General features: G+C 61.3%; 15 protein-coding genes. 7 read left to right on the top strand and 8 right to left on the bottom strand.

Annotation, left to right across the window (positions count from 1 at the left end):
• Positions 1-8: 8 nt before the first annotated feature.
• Entirely contained in the window at positions 9-1,409 is a 1,401-nt protein-coding gene (gene lpdA / locus IEC33019_RS27035) for a dihydrolipoyl dehydrogenase (protein WP_070093435.1), read from the bottom strand.
• A 211-nt stretch (positions 1,410-1,620) separates the two neighbouring features.
• On the opposite strand from lpdA, the gene cfaB reads away from it, so the two are divergent.
• Positions 1,621-2,805, top strand: coding sequence for a C17 cyclopropane fatty acid synthase CfaB (gene cfaB / locus IEC33019_RS27030; protein WP_070093434.1), 1,185 nt, complete (start codon positions 1,621-1,623; stop codon positions 2,803-2,805).
• 1 nt (position 2,806) lies between these two features.
• On the opposite strand, the gene cls is transcribed toward cfaB, so the two are convergent.
• Positions 2,807-4,246: a cardiolipin synthase gene (gene cls / locus IEC33019_RS27025; protein ID WP_070093433.1), complete on the bottom strand. Its 1,440-nt coding sequence runs from the start codon at positions 4,244-4,246 to the stop codon at positions 2,807-2,809.
• A gap of 126 nt (positions 4,247-4,372) precedes the next feature.
• On the opposite strand from cls, the gene IEC33019_RS27020 reads away from it, so the two are divergent.
• On the top strand, positions 4,373-4,900 hold the full coding sequence (locus IEC33019_RS27020; protein WP_070093432.1) for a DUF3617 domain-containing protein: 528 nt from the start codon (positions 4,373-4,375) through the stop codon (positions 4,898-4,900).
• A 4-nt stretch (positions 4,901-4,904) separates the two neighbouring features.
• Here the strand turns inward: IEC33019_RS27020 and folE2 are convergent, their stop codons facing one another.
• Positions 4,905-5,792 carry a GTP cyclohydrolase FolE2 gene (gene folE2 / locus IEC33019_RS27015; protein ID WP_070093431.1) on the bottom strand — a complete coding sequence of 296 codons (888 nt, stop codon included), beginning with the start codon at positions 5,790-5,792 and terminating at the stop codon, positions 4,905-4,907.
• A gap of 111 nt (positions 5,793-5,903) precedes the next feature.
• On the opposite strand from folE2, the gene zigA reads away from it, so the two are divergent.
• Positions 5,904-7,109 carry a zinc metallochaperone GTPase ZigA gene (gene zigA / locus IEC33019_RS27010; RefSeq protein WP_099594100.1) on the top strand — a complete coding sequence of 402 codons (1,206 nt, stop codon included), beginning with the start codon at positions 5,904-5,906 and terminating at the stop codon, positions 7,107-7,109.
• 76 nt (positions 7,110-7,185) lie between these two features.
• The gene (locus IEC33019_RS27005; protein WP_070093446.1) at positions 7,186-8,160 is read left to right on the top strand and encodes a CobW family GTP-binding protein; all 975 of its coding nucleotides are present in this window, start codon (positions 7,186-7,188) and stop codon (positions 8,158-8,160) included.
• Here the strand turns inward: IEC33019_RS27005 and IEC33019_RS27000 are convergent, their stop codons facing one another.
• A complete protein-coding gene (locus IEC33019_RS27000) occupies positions 8,161-8,553 on the bottom strand; it encodes a DUF3301 domain-containing protein (protein ID WP_070093429.1) in 393 nt (130 codons plus the stop codon).
• A 119-nt stretch (positions 8,554-8,672) separates the two neighbouring features.
• On the opposite strand from IEC33019_RS27000, the gene pdxY reads away from it, so the two are divergent.
• Positions 8,673-9,545 carry a pyridoxal kinase PdxY gene (gene pdxY, locus IEC33019_RS26995; protein WP_070093428.1) on the top strand — a complete coding sequence of 291 codons (873 nt, stop codon included), beginning with the start codon at positions 8,673-8,675 and terminating at the stop codon, positions 9,543-9,545.
• Positions 9,546-9,587: 42 nt separating this feature from the next.
• Here the strand turns inward: pdxY and IEC33019_RS26990 are convergent, their stop codons facing one another.
• The gene (locus IEC33019_RS26990) at positions 9,588-10,073 is read right to left on the bottom strand and encodes an acyl-CoA thioesterase (protein WP_070093427.1); all 486 of its coding nucleotides are present in this window, start codon (positions 10,071-10,073) and stop codon (positions 9,588-9,590) included.
• A 323-nt stretch (positions 10,074-10,396) separates the two neighbouring features.
• Between IEC33019_RS26990 and IEC33019_RS26985 the strand changes: the two genes are divergently transcribed.
• Positions 10,397-12,157, top strand: coding sequence for a cation:proton antiporter (locus tag IEC33019_RS26985; RefSeq protein WP_070093426.1), 1,761 nt, complete (start codon positions 10,397-10,399; stop codon positions 12,155-12,157).
• A 171-nt stretch (positions 12,158-12,328) separates the two neighbouring features.
• Here the strand turns inward: IEC33019_RS26985 and IEC33019_RS26980 are convergent, their stop codons facing one another.
• From IEC33019_RS26980 to uvrD, 3 genes are all read right to left on the bottom strand, one after another.
• Entirely contained in the window at positions 12,329-12,736 is a 408-nt protein-coding gene (locus IEC33019_RS26980) for an SMI1/KNR4 family protein (RefSeq protein ID WP_070093425.1), read from the bottom strand.
• Positions 12,737-12,847: 111 nt separating this feature from the next.
• Positions 12,848-13,696, bottom strand: a complete 849-nt coding sequence (locus IEC33019_RS26975; protein WP_070093424.1) for a Tim44 domain-containing protein — start codon at positions 13,694-13,696, stop codon at positions 12,848-12,850.
• 271 nt (positions 13,697-13,967) lie between these two features.
• The gene (gene uvrD / locus IEC33019_RS26970) at positions 13,968-16,151 is read right to left on the bottom strand and encodes a DNA helicase II (protein WP_070093423.1); all 2,184 of its coding nucleotides are present in this window, start codon (positions 16,149-16,151) and stop codon (positions 13,968-13,970) included.
• A gap of 241 nt (positions 16,152-16,392) precedes the next feature.
• Here uvrD and IEC33019_RS26965 point away from each other — a divergent pair, with 241 nt between their 5' ends.
• Entirely contained in the window at positions 16,393-19,269 is a 2,877-nt protein-coding gene (locus tag IEC33019_RS26965; protein ID WP_070093422.1) for a putative bifunctional diguanylate cyclase/phosphodiesterase, read from the top strand.
• Positions 19,270-19,274: the final 5 nt, after the last annotated feature.

Below are 19,274 nucleotides of genomic sequence, written 5' to 3'. Positions count from 1 at the left end.
GTTTGTCGTCAGATCTGCATCGCCATCCCGTCGACGTTCATCGCCGCCTGGCGCAAGGCCTCGGAGCGGGTCGGGTGCGGGTGGCAGGTGAGGGCGATGTCTTCGGCCGAGGCCGAGAACTCCATGGCCACGCAGAACTCGCCGATCATCTCGCTCACACTTGGCCCGACCAGGTGCACGCCGAGCACTTCATCGGTATTGGCGTCGGCGATGACCTTGGCGAAGCCTTCGGTCTCGTGGTTGATCTTGGCACGGCTGTTGGCGGTGAAGGGGAATTTGCCGACCTTGTAGGCGCGGCCTTCGGCCTTGAGCTGCTCCTCGGTCTTGCCGACGCTGGCCAGCTCCGGGCGTGTATAGATGACGCCTGGGATCAGGTTGTAGTTGACCTCGTGGGCCTTGCCAGCGATGCGCTCGATGCACGATACCGCTTCGTCTTCGGCCTTGTGTGCCAGCATCGGGCCGGAGGTGACGTCGCCGATCACCCAGATGCCGGGTACCGAGGCGCGATGGTGATCGTTGGCCAACATGCCACGCTTGTCGGTGGCAAGGCCTGCGCTTTCCAGGTTCAGGCCCTGGGTATAGGGGCGACGGCCGATCGCTACCAGCACGTAGTCGGCTTGCAGGGTCTGTGCAGCACCACCGGCGGCAGGCTCGAGGGTCAGGCTGACGCTGTCGGCGGACGGCGTGGCTTGGGTCACCTTGCTGCCGAGCTTGAAGGTCATGCCTTGCTTGGCCAGGGCCTTCTGCAGGGTCTTGGCGGTTTCTTCATCGGTGCCAGGGCAGATGCGGTCGAGGTATTCGATGACAGTGACCTCGGCGCCCAGACGACGCCAGACCGAACCCAGTTCCAGGCCGATCACGCCAGCACCGATCACCACCAGGTGCTTGGGCACCTGGGGCAGGGACAGGGCGCCAGTGGAATCGATGATGCGCTTGTTGTCGATGGTCACGCCTGGCAGCGGCGTCGGCTCGGAACCGGTGGCGATGACGATGTCTTTGGCTTGCAGGGTGGTCTCGCTGCCGTCCTCGGCCTTGACGATCACCTTGCCCACGCCGTCGAGACGACCCCAGCCCTTGACCCAGTCGACCTTGTTCTTGCGGAACAGGTACTCGATGCCCTTGGTCAGGCCGGTCACGCTTTCGTCCTTCTGCTTCATCATTTGGGCCAGGTTCAGCGTTGGCTTGACCTCGATACCCAGATGGGCGAATTCCTCGCCGCTGGCGGCCTCGTAGAGCTCCGAGGCGTGCAGCAAGGCTTTGGATGGCATGCATCCAACGTTCAGGCAGGTACCGCCGAGGGTCGAGCGGCCTTCGACGCAGGCGACGCTCATGCCCAGCTGACCGGCCCGGATCGCTGCGTTGTAGCCGCCGGGGCCACCGCCGATGATCACCACATCATAGGATTTCATGGGTTTTACTCCAGGAGTGAAGAAGCGCAAGAGGGCCACAAGATTAGTCTGCGAAATCAAGGTTGTATACAATCTTGAGTGCAATTCGTACTGAATGGCTCTAGACCATGGTCTTGATAAACGGAAACTTCTGGTGAATGAACTACCCTTGCCCCGGTGACGTCCCAAATATGAGATGAGGCGTCCGGAACACCTGAAGGGAGGGACATTCATGCTTGCGCAACTTCCACCTGCGTTGCAGAGCCTGCACTTGCCTTTGCGTCTGAAGCTGTGGGACGGCAATCAGTTCGATCTGGGGCCGAGCCCGCAGGTCACCATCCTGGTCAAGGAACCACAGCTGATCAGTCAGCTGACCCATCCGAGCCTGGATGAACTGGGTGTCGCCTTTGTCGAAGGCAAGCTGGACCTGGAAGGCGATATTGGGGAAGTCATCCGCGTCTGCGACGAGCTCAGCGAAGCCTTGGTCAAGGACGACGATGAGGTATCGCCAGAGCGAATCTCGCATGACAAAGCCACGGACGCCGAAGCCATTTCCTACCACTACGACCTGTCCAACGAGTTCTATCAGCTGTGGCTCGACCAGGACATGGCCTATTCCTGCGGTTACTTCCGTGAACCGGACAACACCCTCGACGAAGCCCAGCAGAACAAGTTCGATCACCTGTGTCGCAAGTTGCGACTGCAGGCCGGGGATTACTTGCTGGATGTGGGCTGCGGCTGGGGTGGTCTGGCGCGTTTCGCCGCGCGTGAGTACGGCGCCAAGGTGTTTGGTATCACCCTGAGCAAGGAGCAGCTCAAGCTTGGCCGTGAGCGGGTCAAGGAGGAGGGGCTGACCGATCAGGTCGAGCTGCGGATTCTGGATTACCGCGACCTGCCTCAGGATGGCCGCTTCGACAAGGTGGTGAGTGTCGGTATGTTCGAGCACGTCGGCCATGCCAATCTCGCGCTGTATTGCCAGAAGCTGTTCGGTGCAGTGCGTGAAGGTGGCTTGGTGATGAACCATGGCATCACGGCCAGGCATGTCGATGGCCGTCCGGTCGGGCGAGGCGCGGGCGACTTCATCGACCGCTATGTCTTCCCCCACGGCGAACTGCCCCACCTGTCGATGATCACGGCGAGCATCTGTGAAGCAGGGTTGGAAGTGGTGGACGTGGAAAGCCTACGCTTGCACTACGCCAAGACGCTCAATCACTGGAGCGAAAACCTGGAGAACCAGCTGCACAAGGCCGCCACGCTGGTGCCGGAGAAAACCCTGCGCATCTGGCGCCTGTATCTGGCCGGGTGCGCCTATGCCTTCTCCAAGGGATGGATCAATCTGCACCAGATCCTGGCGGTGAAGCCCTACGCCGATGGGCACCATGACCTGCCCTGGACCCGCGAAGACCTCTACCGCTGACTCAAAGGATCGGGGATATCAGCCGGGCGATACGCATCCCAAGTTGTTGCAGGCGATGCGTGTCGCGGCTGTCTTCGGCAGTGATCTCCCGGGCTTGGGCAAAGTCGTCGAGCAGCATCGACTCGACGTGGTCTGCGAAGGTCCGGTCGACAGTCAGCAAGGTGATCTCGAAGTTCAGGCGGAACGAACGGTTGTCCAGGTTGGCACTGCCGATTGCACTCACCTCGTCATCCACCAGCACCACCTTCTGGTGCAGGAACCCTGGCTGATAGCGGAACATCCTCACCCCGGCCCGTACCGCTTCGAAGGCGAACAGACTGGATGCGGCATAGACGATGCGGTGATCCGGCCGCGAAGGAATGAGAATTCGCACATCGACGCCGCGCAGCACTGCCAGGCGCAGGGCGGCGAAGATGGCCTCATCGGGAATGAAATACGGGCTGGTGATCCACACGCGCTGAGTGGCTGAATGGATGGCTTCCAAGAAGAACAGCGCGCAGGTCTCCTGGGGATCTGCCGGGCCGCTGGCCAATGCCTGGCAGAGCACACCGTTATCCGGATAAGTGTCGGGCAGTATCAACGGCGGCAGTTGGCGGGTGGCCCAGTACCAGTCTTCAGCGAACGATTCCTGCAAGCAGGCAAGCACCGGGCCGCTGACCTGGACGTGGGTGTCACGCCAAGGCGAGAGACGAGGGTGGCCGCCGAGGTACTCGTCCCCTACGTTGTGCCCGCCAAGGAAGCCCAGCAGTCCATCGACCACGACGATCTTGCGGTGGTTGCGGAAGTTCACCTGGAAGCGGTTGAACCATCCTCGGCGTGTGGCAAAGGCATGGATCTGCACGCCGCCTTCGCGCAGGGTCTGGCTGTAACTGGCGGGCAGCGCATGGCTGCCTACCCGGTCATACAGCACGAAGACCCGCACCCCCTCTGCCGCCTTGCGCAGCAGCAGTTGCTGCAGCTTCTTGCCGATGTCGTCGTCGTGGATGATGAAGAACTGGACCAGCACTGCCTGGCGGGCATCGGCGATGGCCGCGAAGATGGCGTCGAAAGTGGCTTGGCCATTAACCAACAGCTTCACTTCGTTGTTGGCCAAGCAAGGCATGCGCCCCAGTTTCGGCATGGCCCGCAGGGCTGCATAGCTCTCTGATTCCCTCGCTGTCAGTGCCTCTTCGACCCAGGGGCGCCAGTTGAGGTTGGCCATGGCCACGTGCATTTCCTGGTTGGCCTGGCGCCTGGCCTGGATATAGGCATAGAAGGAGCGAGCACCGAAGATCAGGTAGGGGATAAGTGTGAAGTAGGGGATGAAGATCAAGGACATTGCCCAGGCGATGGCTCCCTGTGCAGTGCGTACGGTGAACACTGCATGCAATGCGGCAATGATGCCCAATAGATGAATCAGACCGAGCACATAGCCGAAGAAGTAGGGGCTGTGGTAATCCATATGCATCCTGCTTGCTGAGAGTCTGGCGATAACAGAGCATGTTCCCTACCCGCCTTGCAACCCGGAAGCGGAAATAGCGTCTAAGGCTCATCCGGCCGGTAGCCGGTATATCGAGGAGCATTATCCATGAAGATTCGTCTGCCACTGCTGGCGCTGGCATTGGGCCTGAGCGCACCACTGGTACATGCGCAGATGCTGCAACCAGGCTTGTGGGAGTTGACCACCAGCAACATGCAGGTCGATGGCAAGCCATTACCGGACATGGAGTTCATGCTCGGGCAATTGAAAAACCTGCCCCCAGAGCAGCGGGCCATGATGGAAGGCATGTTGGCCAAGCAGGGCGTCACCGTGGGAGGCAAGGGGGTGCGCTCCTGCCTGACACCGGAGCAGGTTCAGGCCAATGACATTCCGCTGCAGGATCCTCAGTCCGGTTGCACGCAGAAGATCACCGAGCGCACCGGCAATGTATGGAAGTTCCAGTTCAGCTGCCCTCGTGCCCAGGGCGCTGGCCAGGCGACCTTCCTCAGTGACCGTGAGTTTCATACCCAGGTCAGTGGCACGTTCAACGCCTCAGGTGTTCAGCAGCAGGGCAGCATGAATACCAAAGCGGTTTGGTTGGGCAATGACTGCGGCTCGGTAAAACCTCGCAGTTGAGGTGTCACAACCGATAGCGACTGATTGCCACTGCGTCGTGGGCATGCAGACTCTCTGCATGCTCCACGCGCAGGCTGAATCCTTCTACACAGTCCACTTCCCGCAGCGCCTGATGAAGGCGTCTGGCGGCATCCTCACAGAACATCAGATTCTGCCCATTGGCCAGGGCGAACGCCTGTTCGTCAGCGCGCTTTACCGCAGTTTGTACCGCAGTCCCCAGGGCACTCTCCAGGGTGTCGATAAGTTCGGTGATCGGTAAGTGCTGCAGATTGTTTTGTAGTCGCACTTGGACATGGGCTTGGCTGCGCTGACTATGCGGCGTGGCGACGATGCCCTGGCTACTGCCCAGCCATTCCAACAAGGTTGATTGATCGGGTACCTGCTCTGGAAAATCCGCGAGGAACTGCTGCTGAATCAATTGTCGAGCGAGCGCGGCGGAGCACGGGCAGGTCGAGGAATAGGGGATCACCACGGAGAGTTCCACGTGGAACATTTCATGTTCGAGCTTTGCATCCAAGGTGATGGGATAGCTTTTCCAGCCGGTCAAAGGGCTGACTAGCGCAGGCCTTTTTAGCAGATGCTCGAAGCGAAAACTCACCTGCGCCGCTGAAGAGAGCCCGCTGTGAGTATCCAGGAAACGCATCAGCAGCCCTTGCAGCAGCACCGGGCTGAGCTCGGTGGTCTCTATCGTTTCCAATGCCAGGTACAGCCTCGACATGTGGATTCCGCGTGCGGAGACCTCCTCGAGATTGACGCCAGCATCGGCTTGGGCAACGACGGTGCGGCCATCCAATCGCAATGGCATTGCGATGCCACGCATGCCAACCCAGTCCAAGGGAATGGTTTGCCGATGGGGTTGGGTGGCAATGTCAGGAAGCGTCAGGCTGGTCATGATGAGTTCTCTGAGAGGGGGCGACAAACGCGGCTTGGCGAAATTGTATTGTTATATTATAACGGTGCGCAATGCACCGTTTCGAATGCGCTTGCCTGCCGAGGACCGACCATGCCCAACCGTTTACCTGTCACAGTGCTTTCCGGCTTCCTGGGAGCCGGAAAGAGCACGTTGCTCAATTACGTCCTGCGCAATCGCGAAGACCTGCGCGTCGCCGTGATCGTCAACGACATGAGCGACATCAACATCGATGCGAGCGAGGTGCAGCGCAACGTCACCCTCAATCGAGCAGAAGAAAAGCTGGTGGAGATGAGCAATGGCTGTATCTGTTGCACGCTCCGAGAGGACCTGCTTGAGGAGGTCGCGCGGCTGGCACGCGATGGGCGCTTCGATTACCTGCTGATCGAATCCACCGGTATTTCCGAACCCTTGCCGGTGGCCGAGACGTTCACTTTCCGTGACGAGCAGGGCAGCAGCCTGTCGGACATGGCACGTCTTGACACCATGGTGACGGTGGTCGATGCGCTCAATTTTCTCCGTGACTACCAGGGCGCCGACAGCCTGGCCAGCAGGGGTGAATCCACGGGCGAAGAGGACGATCGGTCCATCACTGATCTGTTGATCGAGCAAGTGGAGTTCGCCGACGTATTGCTGTTGAGCAAGATCGATCTGGTCAGCCAACATGAGCGAGATGAACTGACGGCCATCCTGCGCAGCCTCAACCCACGGGCGCAAATCGTGCCGATGGTCATGGGCCAGGTACCGCTGGCGCGCATTCTCAACACCGGCCTTTTCGACTTTGAGCAAGCTGTCCAGGCGCCGGGCTGGTTGCAGGAAATGCGCGGCGAGCACGTGTCGGAAACGGAGGAATACGGGATCGCAGCAACGACATGGCAGGCCCGTCGCCCCTTGCATCCGCAGCGCTTCCATGACTTTATCCACAAGCCTTGGAGCAATGGCAGGTTGCTGCGTTCGAAGGGGTTCTTCTGGCTGGCCAGCAAGTTCCAGGAAGCCGGAAGCTGGTCCCAAGCGGGCGGCATGATGCGTTATGGCTTCGCCGGCCGCTGGTGGCGCTTCGTACCACAAGAGCAGTGGCCGCAAGACCCAGAGAGCACCCAGGCGATTCTCAGGCATTGGACGCAGGAGAGCGGTGATTGCAGGCAGGAACTCGTGTTCATTGGGCAGAACATCGATTTCACTCAGTTATCCACAGAGCTGGATGCATGTCTGCTGAGCGATGAAGAATGGGCGCAAGGCGAGATGGCCTGGTTGCGTCTTCCTGATCCATTCGGGCCTTGGTATGAAGAGGTGGCATGAGGATGTGGATAACATCCGCAGCTTGACGGGTGGATACGAGGGCGCATAGTTGGAGGCCATTTTCAAGGTGTGGCCCATGCTCCAGAACATCCCGACTCACGTAATCGCAGGCCCACTGGGCGCCGGCAAGACCAGCCTGATTCGTCAGTTGTTGGCCCAGCGCCCGCCTGGTGAGCGCTGGGCGGTACTGATCAACGAGTTCGGCCAGATTGGCCTGGATGCGGCGCTGCTCAGCAGCGACGAGGATGGCATCGCCATTGGGGAAGTGGCGGGCGGTTGCCTGTGCTGCGTCAACGGAATGCCGTTCCAGGTCGGTCTGGGCCGCTTGTTGCGCAAAGCCCGGCCTGATCGGGTGTTCATCGAGCCGTCCGGACTCGGCCATCCTCAGTCATTGCTGACCCAGCTTGGCCAGGCGCCCTGGTTGGGCGTGCTGGCGGTGCAACCGTTGGTGATGGTGCTGGACGCGCAGGCCCTGGCCCGTGGCGAGGCTTTGCCCGACGCGCAACGGCAGGCATTACCTGCGGCGGCGCTGGTTGTTTTCAACAAATCTGGAACGGTGGATGAGGCACAGCGCCTGTTGATAACTGCACAGTTCCCTGCCTTGGCGCACTTATGGACCGATCAGGGTCGTGTGCCAGTCGACCAGTTGCCCGTCACAACCGGCACAACGCGTCTTCTCGAGGCTGTGGGCAACCTGCCCCGAGAGACGCCAACGAATCCCGCTGGCGCCCTGTGGACAGATCCTCGACAGCCGATCTGCCTCGCTCAGCAAGGCGAAGGTGGCTGGAGCGTTGGCTGGCGCTGGCACCCCTCGCAGCGTTTCGACGCAATGCGTTTGCTGGAAAGGCTTCAAGGTTGGCCGTGGCGCCGTGCAAAAGGGGTTATCCACAGCAATGGTGGCTGGCAGGCCTTCAATGGCCTGGAAGGCGAGGCGTTGGTTTGGCAGCCGAGCGAATGGCGCAAGGATTCACGTGTTGAATTGATCTTCGATCAGCCTCAGTCTGTGGATACCCTGCAGACAGCCTTGGTCGCCTGCCGCCTGGAGGATTGATCAATTGCGCCAGCGGTTGTGCTCCTGGCGCCACTGCTGCATCTCGATGACGTTGTCCGCCTTTGGCGGAACCTTGATTTCGAACGGGTAGGGCGCCAGTTCGATCTGCATGGTGTGGGCGCCAAACTGCGTCACCGTCCCCGGGTGGCGTTGCTCGCCAGTCACGGTGAACTCGAACCCATAGACACGTGCCAGGCGCTTGCGGCCATTGGCGTCGCGCACGAAGGCAATGCGCTTGAGCGCGACATTGTCGTCGAGCAGTTCGAGGTCAAGCTTGGTGCAATGCTGCTTGACCCGTTCAAGGGCCTTTTCGCGCAGCCCATGGTTGTGCCACAACCAGGCACCGGCGGTTGCCACCACCATCAGGACGAAGAGGTTCTCCAGGGTCAACATGTGCATATGCTCCAAAACGGTAGATCCAGCTTAACTGTGTCCCTGGCCTGTCGTACAGGTGGCAAACGGGTTCATACTGCGCGGCGCACACTTATTGAAACAGCTTTGGGATTTTCCGCATGAAACGTACGCCGCATCTGCTTGCTATCCAGTCCCACGTGGTCTTTGGCCACGCCGGAAACAGCGCTGCGGTGTTTCCCATGCAGCGGGTCGGCGTCAATGTCTGGCCGCTGAACACTGTGCAGTTCTCCAACCATACCCAGTATGGACAGTGGGCCGGGGAAGTGCTTGCTCCGGCGCAAATTCCTGCGTTGGTGGAAGCCATTTCCAACATCGGTGAGCTGGGCCATTGTGACGCCGTGCTTTCCGGTTACCTGGGCAGCGCTGAACAGGGCCGGGCGATCCTGGCAGGTGTCCAGCGGATCAAGGCGGTCAACCCCAAGGCGCTGTACCTGTGCGACCCGGTCATGGGGCATGCGGAAAAGGGCTGCATCGTGCCGGTCGAAGTCAGTGAATTCCTCTTGGAAGAAGCGGCGTCGGTGGCGGATATCCTGTGCCCCAACCAGCTCGAACTGGACAGCTTCTGTGGTCGTCGGGCCGAGTCACTGGATGATTGCGTGGCCATGGCGCGTGACCTGCTCGAGCGCGGTCCACAGGTGGTATTGGTCAAGCACCTGTCCTATCCAGGGCGCGCCGAGGATGCTTTCGAGATGTTGCTGGTGACCCGGGAGCAGAGCTGGCATCTGCGCCGCCCGTTGCTGGCCTTCCCGCGCCAGCCGGTAGGGGTAGGTGACCTGACCTCCGGCTTGTTCTTGGCCCGGGTGCTGCTGGGTGACAGCTGGGTCCAGGCATTCGAGTTCACCGCCGCAGCAGTGCACGAGGTATTGCTGGAGACCCAGGCCTGCGCCAGCTACGAACTGCAACCGATCAGGGCACAGGACCGCATCGCCCACCCGCGCGTGCGCTTCGAGGCACAGCGGTTGGCGGGCTAGCGCCTTGAAAGGGCTGTTGCGCAGCCCTGCCGGTAACGCGGTTTAAATAGAATCGGTCTTGAGGTTCTGGTAGCGCTGTTCCAATTCCTGACGGATCTGCCGACGCTGCTGGCCCTGCAGGAAACGGCGCTTCTCTTCGCTACTCTGGGGCTGGCGTGGCGGGACCTGCACCGGGCGACGGTTGTCGTCGACCGCGACCATGGTGAAGAAGCAGCTGTTGGAGTGCCGCACAGAGCGCTCGCGGATGTTTTCGGTCACGACCTTGATGCCCACTTCCATGGACGTATTGCCGGTGTAGTTGACCGAGGCGAGGAAGGTTACCAATTCTCCGACATGCACAGGCTCGCGGAAAATCACCTGGTCCACTGACAGGGTGACCACGTAGCTACCGGCATAGCGGCTGGCGCAGGCATAGGCGACCTCGTCGAGGTACTTGAGCAGGGTGCCGCCGTGGACGTTGCCGGAGAAATTGGCCATGTCCGGGGTCATCAGGACGGTCATCGTCAGCTGGGCGTTTCCAGGTTCCATAGTGTGCTCACGGTTTGGTTGCGCTGAAACGGGGCGGGTATCTGCGGACACTTCTGTTTCCCCCTCATATGGTTTCCCATCCTGGTACGGGACGTCGCCTGACGCGCTGCCGTCACGCGGATCGTGCCATCAATGGCAGCAAAATCGCCGATCTGTTTCTGCATATTGCATCGGCTATTCCGGCAAAGGCGCGATGTTAACCTGAGCAAGCCCATGCAACATGGGCTTTCCTGCTTTGAACACAGTATGTACGTGCTGCTCGCTCGGGTTTGCCTTGGCAGAGGAGCGGTCTGCCAAGGCAACGAGAAAAGGAGTACCTCGCCATGCATGCCATCAGCTTCATCCAGGATCTGGCCGTGATCATGCTGGTCGCCGGGGTAGTCACCATTCTTTTCCACCGATTCAAGCAGCCGGTGGTGCTGGGCTACATCGTTGCGGGCTTCATCATTGGACCGCATACACCGCCCTTTGGCCTGATCCATGACGAAGACACCATCAAGACCCTGGCTGAGCTTGGGGTGATCTTCCTGATGTTCTGCCTGGGCCTGGAGTTCAGTCTGGGCAAGTTGTTCAAGGTTGGCGCCACGGCGTTCATCGCGGCTTTCCTGGAAATCGTCCTGATGATCTGGATCGGCTTCGAGATTGGTCGCTGGTTTGGCTGGAACACCATGGACTCGCTGTTCCTGGGAGCGATCCTGGCCATCTCCTCGACCACCATCATCGTCAAGGCGCTCAATGACCTGAAGATGAAGAACGAGCGCTTCGCCCAACTGATCTTCGGCGTGCTGATCGTCGAAGACATCCTGGGCATCGGCATCATCGCCCTGCTGTCGGGCATCGCTGTCAGCGGAACTGTCAGCTCCGGCGAAGTGTTTTCCACGGTGGGCAAGCTGTCACTGTTCATGATTGTCGCCCTGGTCATCGGCATCCTGCTGGTCCCGCGGCTGTTGGCCTACGTGGCGAAATTCGAAAGCAACGAGATGTTGCTCATTACGGTATTGGGGCTGTGCTTCGGCTTCTGCCTGTTGGTGGTCAAGCTCGAATACAGCATGGTCCTGGGCGCGTTCCTGATTGGCGCGATCATGGCCGAGTCCCGGCAACTGCTGAAGATCGAAAGCCTGATCGAGCCTGTACGCGACCTGTTCAGCGCCATCTTCTTCGTCGCCATCGGCCTGATGATCGACCCGCGTGTGCTGATCGACTATGCCTGGCCGATCACGGTGATCACCCTGGCGGTGGTGCTGGGCAAGATGCTGTCCTGCGGCATGGGGGCCTTCATCGCCGGCAATGATGGACGCACCTCACTGCGGGTTGGCATGGGGCTTTCACAGATTGGCGAGTTTTCTTTCATCATCGCCGCCTTGGGGATGACCTTGCAGGTCACCAGCGACTTTCTCTATCCGGTGGCGGTGGCGGTGTCGGCCATTACCACCTTGCTTACGCCCTATCTGATTCGCGCCGCCGATCCGCTCTCGCTCAAGCTCGGCAAAGTGGTCCCCGGGCGCCTGGCGCGGGTGCTGTCGTTGTACGGGGAATGGCTGCGCAGCATCCAGCCTCAGGGTGAGGGTGCGATGGTCGCAGCGATGATCCGGCGCATCCTGCTTCAGGTGGGAGTGAACCTGGCGCTGGTCATCGCGATTTTCTTCAGCGGTGGTTACTTTGCCGGGCGCATCGCCACTTGGTTGAGCGAATGGGTCAGCGATGTCAGCCAGCAGAAGGCGCTGATATGGGGCGCTGCACTGTTGCTGTCGCTGCCCTTCCTGATTGCGGCCTACCGCAAGCTCAAGGCGCTATCGATGTTGTTGGCAGAGATGGGCGTGAAGCCGGAGATGGCCGGACGGCACACTCAACGTGTCCGCCGGGTGATTGCCGAGGTGATTCCGTTGCTGTCGCTGCTGGTGATCTTCCTGCTGCTGTCGGCGCTTTCGGCGAGCATCCTGCCGACCAACGAGTTGCTGCTGGTCATCGCAGTCGTTGCAGCGGTGGTGGTGGCCTTGCTGTGGCGATGGTTCATTCGGGTGCATACCCGCATGCAGATCGCCTTGCTGGAGACGTTGGAAAACAACCGGGATCAGTCCCACTGAGGGCTTGCGCACTCTGCGCAAGGCGACGCCGCAGTCCGAGGGGATAGAACGGTAACGCCGCCGCCAGGCGCAGAACACCTGGGGATTCTACGTTGAGTAGTGGCCATGAGCCACCTTTGGGGCGCAGAAAATCCTATTGCACCAGGCAGGGACTTTTGTGAGCCGAGTGACTCAGCTTTCCAGCCACACGTCCCGGACCCAGTGCCAGACGGTTTCCCAGTTGTCTTCGCCGATCGCTTCTTCCTCGGCGTCCCACAGCACCACGGTGCCGTCCTCTTCGACACAATAGTAGTTGTCGCCGTCCTGGCAGAGCGGGACCAGGTCGCGTGGCACGCCGGCGTCCCAGGCGTTGGCGGCAACGTCGGGCAGGTAGGTGTGGGATTGAGGATCGGTGACGGTTACCGGCTCCAGGCTGCCATAGACCACATCGCTGACCGTCAGCAGGAATTCGCGCAGGCCGAACGGCATGTTGATCAGCAATTCTTCCTCGATCTCTACCAACAGGTCCTCGTCCGGCAATTCCAGCGGTACCGGTACGGGTTCATTGGCTTCACGGAGCTGATCGATCACTTCTTCCACGGCTTACATCCTCTGGCCTTGATGACAACGCTGCGGTTTATACCCTAGTAGCCCGCTCTGCCAAAAGCAAAAACCCCGGGCAAGCCCGGGGTTTTGTGTGCAGCGGGTGGATCAGCCGTTCTGGCGGATACCGGCGAGCAGCCAAGGCTGGTTTTCGCCCTGGGCACGCTCCATGTGCCAGCTTTCGCTGAAGGCTTCGCCCTGATCGAAGCGCGAGGTCTTCGATACACCGTGGAAGGTCAGGGTGGCGACAGTCTTGTCGGCACGGTCGTCGACACCTTCGAGCTGCACATCGAGGTTGTCGATATAGGTGGACTGGAAGCCATCCCCCAGGTCGGCACGCTCGCGCTTGAGGAACTCGAGCATCTGCGGGGTGACGAACTCGGCGATCTTGTCCATTTCGTTGGCATCCCAGTGCTGCTGCAGCGACATGAAGTGGGTGCGGGCAGCGGACAGGAAGCTTTGCTCGTTGAACCAGGCCGGGGCATTGATGACCGGAGCGGCGGCAGTTGCCGAAGCGCCACCGAAGACCGATGGCTGGGCCGGTTGGGCATGGGTTTCACGCTGGTACGGCGCATGACCGGCGCCGGCCATCTGCGGCTGCTGCTGGCGGCGGCGAGCTGCGATGAAGCGGAACACCAGGAAGGCGATCAGGCCCATGATCAGGAAGTCGAAGATCTGCATGCCCTGGAAGCCGTCGCCCATGAACATGGAGGCCAGCAGACCGCCAGCGGCGATACCGGCCAGAGGGCCCAGCCAGCGCGAAGCACCGCTGGCGGCGGCCGGTGCGCGGCCAGGAGCGGTCGGCGCGGCGGCTGGGGTGGTTGGCGCAGCCTGGCGGGTCTGGTGGATAGGCGCGGAGCCCGAACTCTTGCCGCCGCCGAAACGCTTGGCGTTGGCATCCAGGCTCAGCGTCAGGCCGACGCACAGCGCCAGTACGATGCTAAGAAAACGTTGCATAGATGGGATATCCCCTGTGGGTGGATTGCACGCGCGTCATGTTGCACATGTTGTAGGAGACATGACCAGCGCCATAATGTTTCCAGCTTTTGCCTGAGCGGTCTGAGACACGCCTGATTGGGGTGTGGGACCATTCGTCAACATCTGTAAGAGTCGGCTGGAAGGGCGGCACGTAACCTGTGGAAGCCCGCGAGAGGCCGCTCAGCGGCCCCATTCCCGAACAGGTTGTACGCAACCTGTTGCTCTCGGAGGGATCCAGCGCCTGTGGGCCTCAGATCGCTTCCAGCTTGGCATACCCCAGCATCAGCCACTTGCTGCCTTCGGCGAAGTTGACCTGCACCCGAGCCTGGGCGCCGGAACCTTCGAAATTGAGGATCACACCTTCGCCGAACACCGAGTGCTGTACGCGCTGGCCTAGGGCGAACGCGGTCTGAGGGATGCTGGCATTGGCGAACAGGCTGCTCGCCTGGTTCTGACTGCCACCGAAAGGACGGCTGACCGAATTGGACAAGCGCACTTCCTGAACCAGTCCTGCCGGAATCTCCCGTACGAAACGCGACACCTTGTTGTAGGTCTCGCTGCCATACAGGCGGCGGGTCTCGGCGTAGGTCATGATCAGTTGGCGCATGGCCCGGGTGATGCCCACGTAGGCCAAGCGACGCTCTTCCTCCAGACGGCCGGGTTCTTCCAGGCTCATCTTGTGGGGGAACAGGCCTTCTTCCATGCCCACCAGGAACACGTAGGGGAACTCCAAACCCTTGGCACTGTGCAGTGTCATCAGCTGGATGCTGTCCTCGTGCTCGTCGGCTTGGGCGTCGCCAGCCTCCAGCGAGGCGTGACCCAGGAAGGCGGAGAGCGGTGACAGGTCGGCGTCGTCCTCGCTGGTCTCGAAGTTGCGCGCCGCGCTGACCAGTTCCTCGAGGTTTTCTACCCGTGCCTGGCCTTTTTCGCCTTTTTCTTCCTGGTGATAGAGGATCAGGCCGGACTGCTCGATGACGGTCTGGGTCATCAGGTGCAGCGGCATTTCCAGGACCTTGGCCGCCAGGTTTTCCATCAACTCGATGAAGGCGCCCAGGGCGCTGGCGGCACGGCCTTTGAGTGCTTTGCCCGCTAACAGCTGGCACATGGCTTCCCACATCGACAGTTGGCTGTGTCGGGCATGTTCGCGGATCGCCTCGACGGTCTTTTCGCCGATGCCGCGCGGTGGCACGTTGATCACCCGCTCCAGAGCAGCATCATTGCCGCGGCCTTCGAGCAGACGCAGGTAGGCCATGGCGTTTTTGATCTCGGCGCGCTCGAAGAAGCGTTGGCCGCCGTAGATCCGATAGGGAATGCGTTCACGCAGCAGGGCTTCTTCGAGCACCCGCGACTGGGCGTTGGAGCGATACAAAATGGCCACGTCGCTGCGGGCGTTGCCCTGCTTGATGAAGCTCTCGATGGTTTCCACCACGTAGCGCGCTTCGTCATGCTCGTTGTAGGCGGCATAGAGGGTCAGCGGTTCGCCTTCGCCCATGTCGGTCCACAGCTCTTTGCCCAGGCGCCCGCTGTTGTTGGCGATCAGGGCATTGGCCGCCTTGAGGATGCCACCGGTAGAACGGTAGTTTTGCTCCAGGCGAATCAGCTCGGCGTCGGGGAAGTCGGCGGTGTACTGGTGAATGTTCTCGATCTTGGCGCCGCGCCAGCCGTAGATCGACTGGTCATCATCACCTACCGCCATCAGGCTGCTGCCACCCGCGGCGAGTAGACGCAGCCAGGCGTACTGCACGGCGTTGGTGTCTTGGAACTCGTCCACCAGCAGGTGGCGGAAGCGCCGCTGGTAGTGTTCGAGCAGGCCAGGGTGGTCGCGCCACAGGTCCAGGGCGCGTAGCAGCAGTTCGGAAAAGTCGATGACACCGGCGCGCTCGCAGGCCTGTTCGTAGGCTTCGTAGATGCTGCGCATGGTGCCCAGGAACAGGTCGCCGCCGGCCTGGATATGTTGTGGGCGCAGGCCTTCGTCTTTCTGGCCATTGATGAACCATTGGGCCTGGCGGGCCGGCCAGCGCTGCTCGTCGAGGCCGAGCTCGCGGATTACCCGTTTGATCAGCCGCTGCTGGTCGTCGCTGTCCAGGATCTGGAAGTTCTGCACCAAGCGGGCTTCCTGCCAATGGGCGCGTAGCAGGCGGTGAGCCAGGCCGTGGAAGGTGCCTACCCACATGCCGGCCGGGTTGATGCCCAGCAATTGCTCGATCCGCTGGCGCATTTCCGCCGCGGCCTTGTTGGTGAAGGTCACCGACAGGATCGAGTGTGGGGAGGCCTGTTCGACCTGGATCAGCCAGGCGATACGATGCACCAGCACGCGGGTCTTGCCCGAGCCAGCGCCGGCAAGCACCAATTGACGCCCCAGCGGGGCCGCTACGGCCTGGCGTTGGGCATCGTTGAGGGAGTTCAGCAGGAGGGAGAGGTCATCATTGCGCATCCGGCCATTCTAGGGCCGCGCAGGGGGCAGGGGCAAACGACCCCAGGAGAAATCTTGCGGGCCGTGTCAGACCGTTCATCGGCTCTCTTGGGGAGAGGCCTGTTCTTGAGCGGTCTGGGTAAATGAGCGCAGGTATTTTTGAAAACATGATGCAGAGCAGTTTGGCCCAGGCCTTGGCTTGTGTATGCTCCCTGCACTTTTGCGGTCTGCCAATACAAAAACACAACAAGAACACGACCCTATGACCCAGGATTTCGCGGCGATCGGAGCATCGCCGGAGACGGTAAGGAGTGTGCGCAGGCAATTTGCGACCCAGCTCTCCATTGAGCGCACCCGTCTCCTCTATCAGGGCTCATTGCTGCCCACCCTGCTGATGCTGATCAATGGCCTGCTGTGCGCCTGGCTGCTGTGGAGCCCTGAGCGCTATCTGCTGGTCAGTGTGTGGCTGGCCTGGCTGTTGGCGCTGGTGGCCCTGCGGGTGATCCAGGTCGCGGCCTTCGATGCGGCGACGCCGGCACGCCAGGCCAAGGCGTCCTGGCAGCACATGTTCCTGTCCGGCTCTGCCTTCAGCGGCCTGACCTTGGCCTGCGCGGCGATCGCCCTGGTGCCGGTGGATGATTTCGTGCAGCAGGCTTGGGTGTTCGGGCTGCTGGGGGCGGCGACGTTGTCGGCCAGTGTCGCCTATGCCGTGAGCCTGTCGGCGTTTCTCAGTTTTGCCTTGCCCTGTCTGCTGCCGCCGATTGTGTTCCTGTTCTACTTCGACGCCGGCGCTCAGCGCGGCTGGGGCTGGCTCGGCTTGATTCTGCTGGGGGCCTTGATGGTGGTGGCCTGGCAGGTGAACCGTCTGATCGAGCGCAGCTTGTTGCGTCGTTTCCAGAACCAGGCACTGATCGAACACCTGCAGAGCGCCCAGCAGCGCGGGGAGCAACTGAACCAAGCGTTGCTCGCCGAAGTACGTCAGCGTCGTCATGCCGAAGAGCAACTACGCCAGGCCCAGGCTGGGTTGGAGCAACGCGTGCTCCAGCGCAGTCACGAGCTGGATCTGGCCAACCAGGCCCTGGGCAAGAGCGAACAGCGCTTGGCCCTGGCGTTGGAAGCCAGTGAGCTGGGGCTGTGGGATTGGAACCTGCTCACCGATGAGGTCCATCACACGCAGTTGCACGCGTTGTTCGGCCTGGACCCCGAGCAGGTCCGTTCGGTACGCGCTGACCTCAAGCCGCGCCTGCACCCGGACGATCTGCCGTTGCTGCGCAGAACACTGGTCGAACACCTCAAGGGCCGCACCGAGGACTACCGGGTCGAATACCGCATTCGGCACACCCAAGGGGGCTGGCGCTGGATCGAAGACCGTGGCCGGGCCGTGGAGCACGCCGCCGACGGCCGTGTCCTGCGCATGCTGGGCACGCGGCGCGACATCACCGGGCAAAAAGAGCAGGAAGAACAGCAGCGGCTGGCGGCGACGGTGTTCGAAGCGGCCAGTGAGGGTATCGCGATCCTCGATGCGGGCTTCCGGTTGCTGGCCGTCAACCAGGCGTTTTGCCAGATCACAGGCTTCGGCCGGGAAGAGCTTTTGCAGCGCAATGCCCTGGAGCTGCCCTGCAGTCGCGACGCCCGGCGTCACAGCCAGGCGATCAGCCAGGCCCTGGAGCACCAGGGGCGCTGGCAGGGCGAGCTGGTCGAGGCGCGCCGCAACGGCGAGCTCTACCCCCAGTGGTTGCAGCTCAATGGCGTGCGTGACGCGCGGGGTAACATCAGCAACATCGTGGGCTTCTTCACTGACCTGTCGGCACGGCGGGAGTCGGAGGAGCGGCTGCGCTACTTGGCCCACTACGACGATCTCACCGGCCTGGCCAACCGGGCCTTGTTCCGCCTGCGTCTGCACGAGGCCGGACAGCGGGTTCGGGTGAATGGACGCAGCCTGGCGTTGCTGCACATCGATCTGGACCGCTTCAAGTTGCTCAACGAAAGTCTTGGCCACGAATTGGCCGATCAGCTATTGAAGAAGATGGCCTTGCGTATCGCCAACGCGGTACCCGAGGCGGACACCGTGGCGCGTCTGTCCGGCGATGAATTCGTCGTGCTTTTCGATGGCTACAGCAACCTTTCCAGCCTGGTGCGAGTAACCACCCGACTGCTCGACAAACTTCGCGTCCCGCAGCGTCTGGGCGGGCATGAGCTGGTGATCAGCGCCTCGGTCGGCATCAGTTTGCTGTCAGACCCCAGTTTCGACGTCAACGCGTTGCTCAGCCAGGCTGACATGGCCAAGCAGCATGCCAAGCATCTAGGCGGCGACAACTTCCAGTTCTACACCGAAAGCCTGCGCGCCAGCACGCTGGAGCGACTGCAGCTGGAAAATCACTTGCGCAAGGCCATCGATGAAGGCCAGTTGCTGGTCTACTACCAACCCAAGTTGTGCCTGCACAGCGGCCGCTTGCTTGCCGCCGAAGCGCTGGTGCGTTGGCAGCACCCGCAGTGGGGGATGGTGCCGCCAGGCGACTTCATCGGCCTTGCCGAAGAGACTGGGTTGATCGGGCCGATGGGCGAGTTCGTCTTGCGTCAAGCGTGCTGGCAGGCCTGTGAATGGCGTCGCCAGGGCATGAGCGTGCGCGTGTCGGTGAATCTCTCTGGCTATCAGCTGCGCCAGGGCAAGATCGTCAGCCTGGTGCGCCAGGTGCTGGCAGAAACGGGACTTGCGCCGCAGTTGCTGGAGCTGGAACTGACTGAAAGCCAGCTGCTCGACAGCGTCGAACACATCATCTCGACGTTCCAGCAACTGCATGAGCTGGGGGTCAAGCTGGCGATCGATGACTTCGGCACCGGCTACTCTTCGCTGAGCTACCTCAAGCGCTTCCCGGTGGACTATGTGAAGATCGACCAGGCGTTCATTCGCGGCTTGCAGGAGGGCAGTCAGGATGCGGCGATCATCCGCGCGATCATCGCCATGGCCAAGAGCCTGGGCCTGAAGGTCGTGGCCGAAGGGGTGGAAACCCAGGAGCAACTGGCGTTCCTGCACGACCATGGATGCGATGAAGCGCAGGGTTACCTGATCAGCAGGCCGTTGGATGCCCAGGCGTTCGAGGCCTTGCTGGAGAAGTCTCCCAGCATCCTGATGCCCTGAGCGTT

The organism is Pseudomonas putida, from assembly GCF_002741075.1.
Lineage (GTDB): Bacteria > Pseudomonadota > Gammaproteobacteria > Pseudomonadales > Pseudomonadaceae > Aquipseudomonas > Aquipseudomonas putida_T.
The sequence above is the reverse complement of the archived record's forward strand: the minus strand, read 5'-3'. Positions and strand labels throughout refer to the sequence as shown.

Excerpts from the sequence above, each read along its gene's own strand:
- lpdA (WP_070093435.1), bottom strand. The coding sequence starts at position 1,409 with ATGAAATCCTATGATGTGGTGATCATCGGCGGTGGCCCCGGCGGCTAC.
- cfaB (WP_070093434.1), top strand. The coding sequence starts at position 1,621 with ATGCTTGCGCAACTTCCACCTGCGTTGCAGAGCCTGCACTTGCCTTTG.
- cls (WP_070093433.1), bottom strand. The coding sequence starts at position 4,246 with ATGGATTACCACAGCCCCTACTTCTTCGGCTATGTGCTCGGTCTGATT.
- IEC33019_RS27020 (WP_070093432.1), top strand. The coding sequence starts at position 4,373 with ATGAAGATTCGTCTGCCACTGCTGGCGCTGGCATTGGGCCTGAGCGCA.
- folE2 (WP_070093431.1), bottom strand. The coding sequence starts at position 5,792 with ATGACCAGCCTGACGCTTCCTGACATTGCCACCCAACCCCATCGGCAA.
- zigA (WP_099594100.1), top strand. The coding sequence starts at position 5,904 with ATGCCCAACCGTTTACCTGTCACAGTGCTTTCCGGCTTCCTGGGAGCC.
- IEC33019_RS27005 (WP_070093446.1), top strand. The coding sequence starts at position 7,186 with ATGCTCCAGAACATCCCGACTCACGTAATCGCAGGCCCACTGGGCGCC.
- IEC33019_RS27000 (WP_070093429.1), bottom strand. The coding sequence starts at position 8,553 with ATGTTGACCCTGGAGAACCTCTTCGTCCTGATGGTGGTGGCAACCGCC.
- pdxY (WP_070093428.1), top strand. The coding sequence starts at position 8,673 with ATGAAACGTACGCCGCATCTGCTTGCTATCCAGTCCCACGTGGTCTTT.
- IEC33019_RS26990 (WP_070093427.1), bottom strand. The coding sequence starts at position 10,073 with ATGGAACCTGGAAACGCCCAGCTGACGATGACCGTCCTGATGACCCCG.
- IEC33019_RS26985 (WP_070093426.1), top strand. The coding sequence starts at position 10,397 with ATGCATGCCATCAGCTTCATCCAGGATCTGGCCGTGATCATGCTGGTC.
- IEC33019_RS26975 (WP_070093424.1), bottom strand. The coding sequence starts at position 13,696 with ATGCAACGTTTTCTTAGCATCGTACTGGCGCTGTGCGTCGGCCTGACG.
- uvrD (WP_070093423.1), bottom strand. The coding sequence starts at position 16,151 with ATGCGCAATGATGACCTCTCCCTCCTGCTGAACTCCCTCAACGATGCC.
- IEC33019_RS26965 (WP_070093422.1), top strand. The coding sequence starts at position 16,393 with ATGACCCAGGATTTCGCGGCGATCGGAGCATCGCCGGAGACGGTAAGG.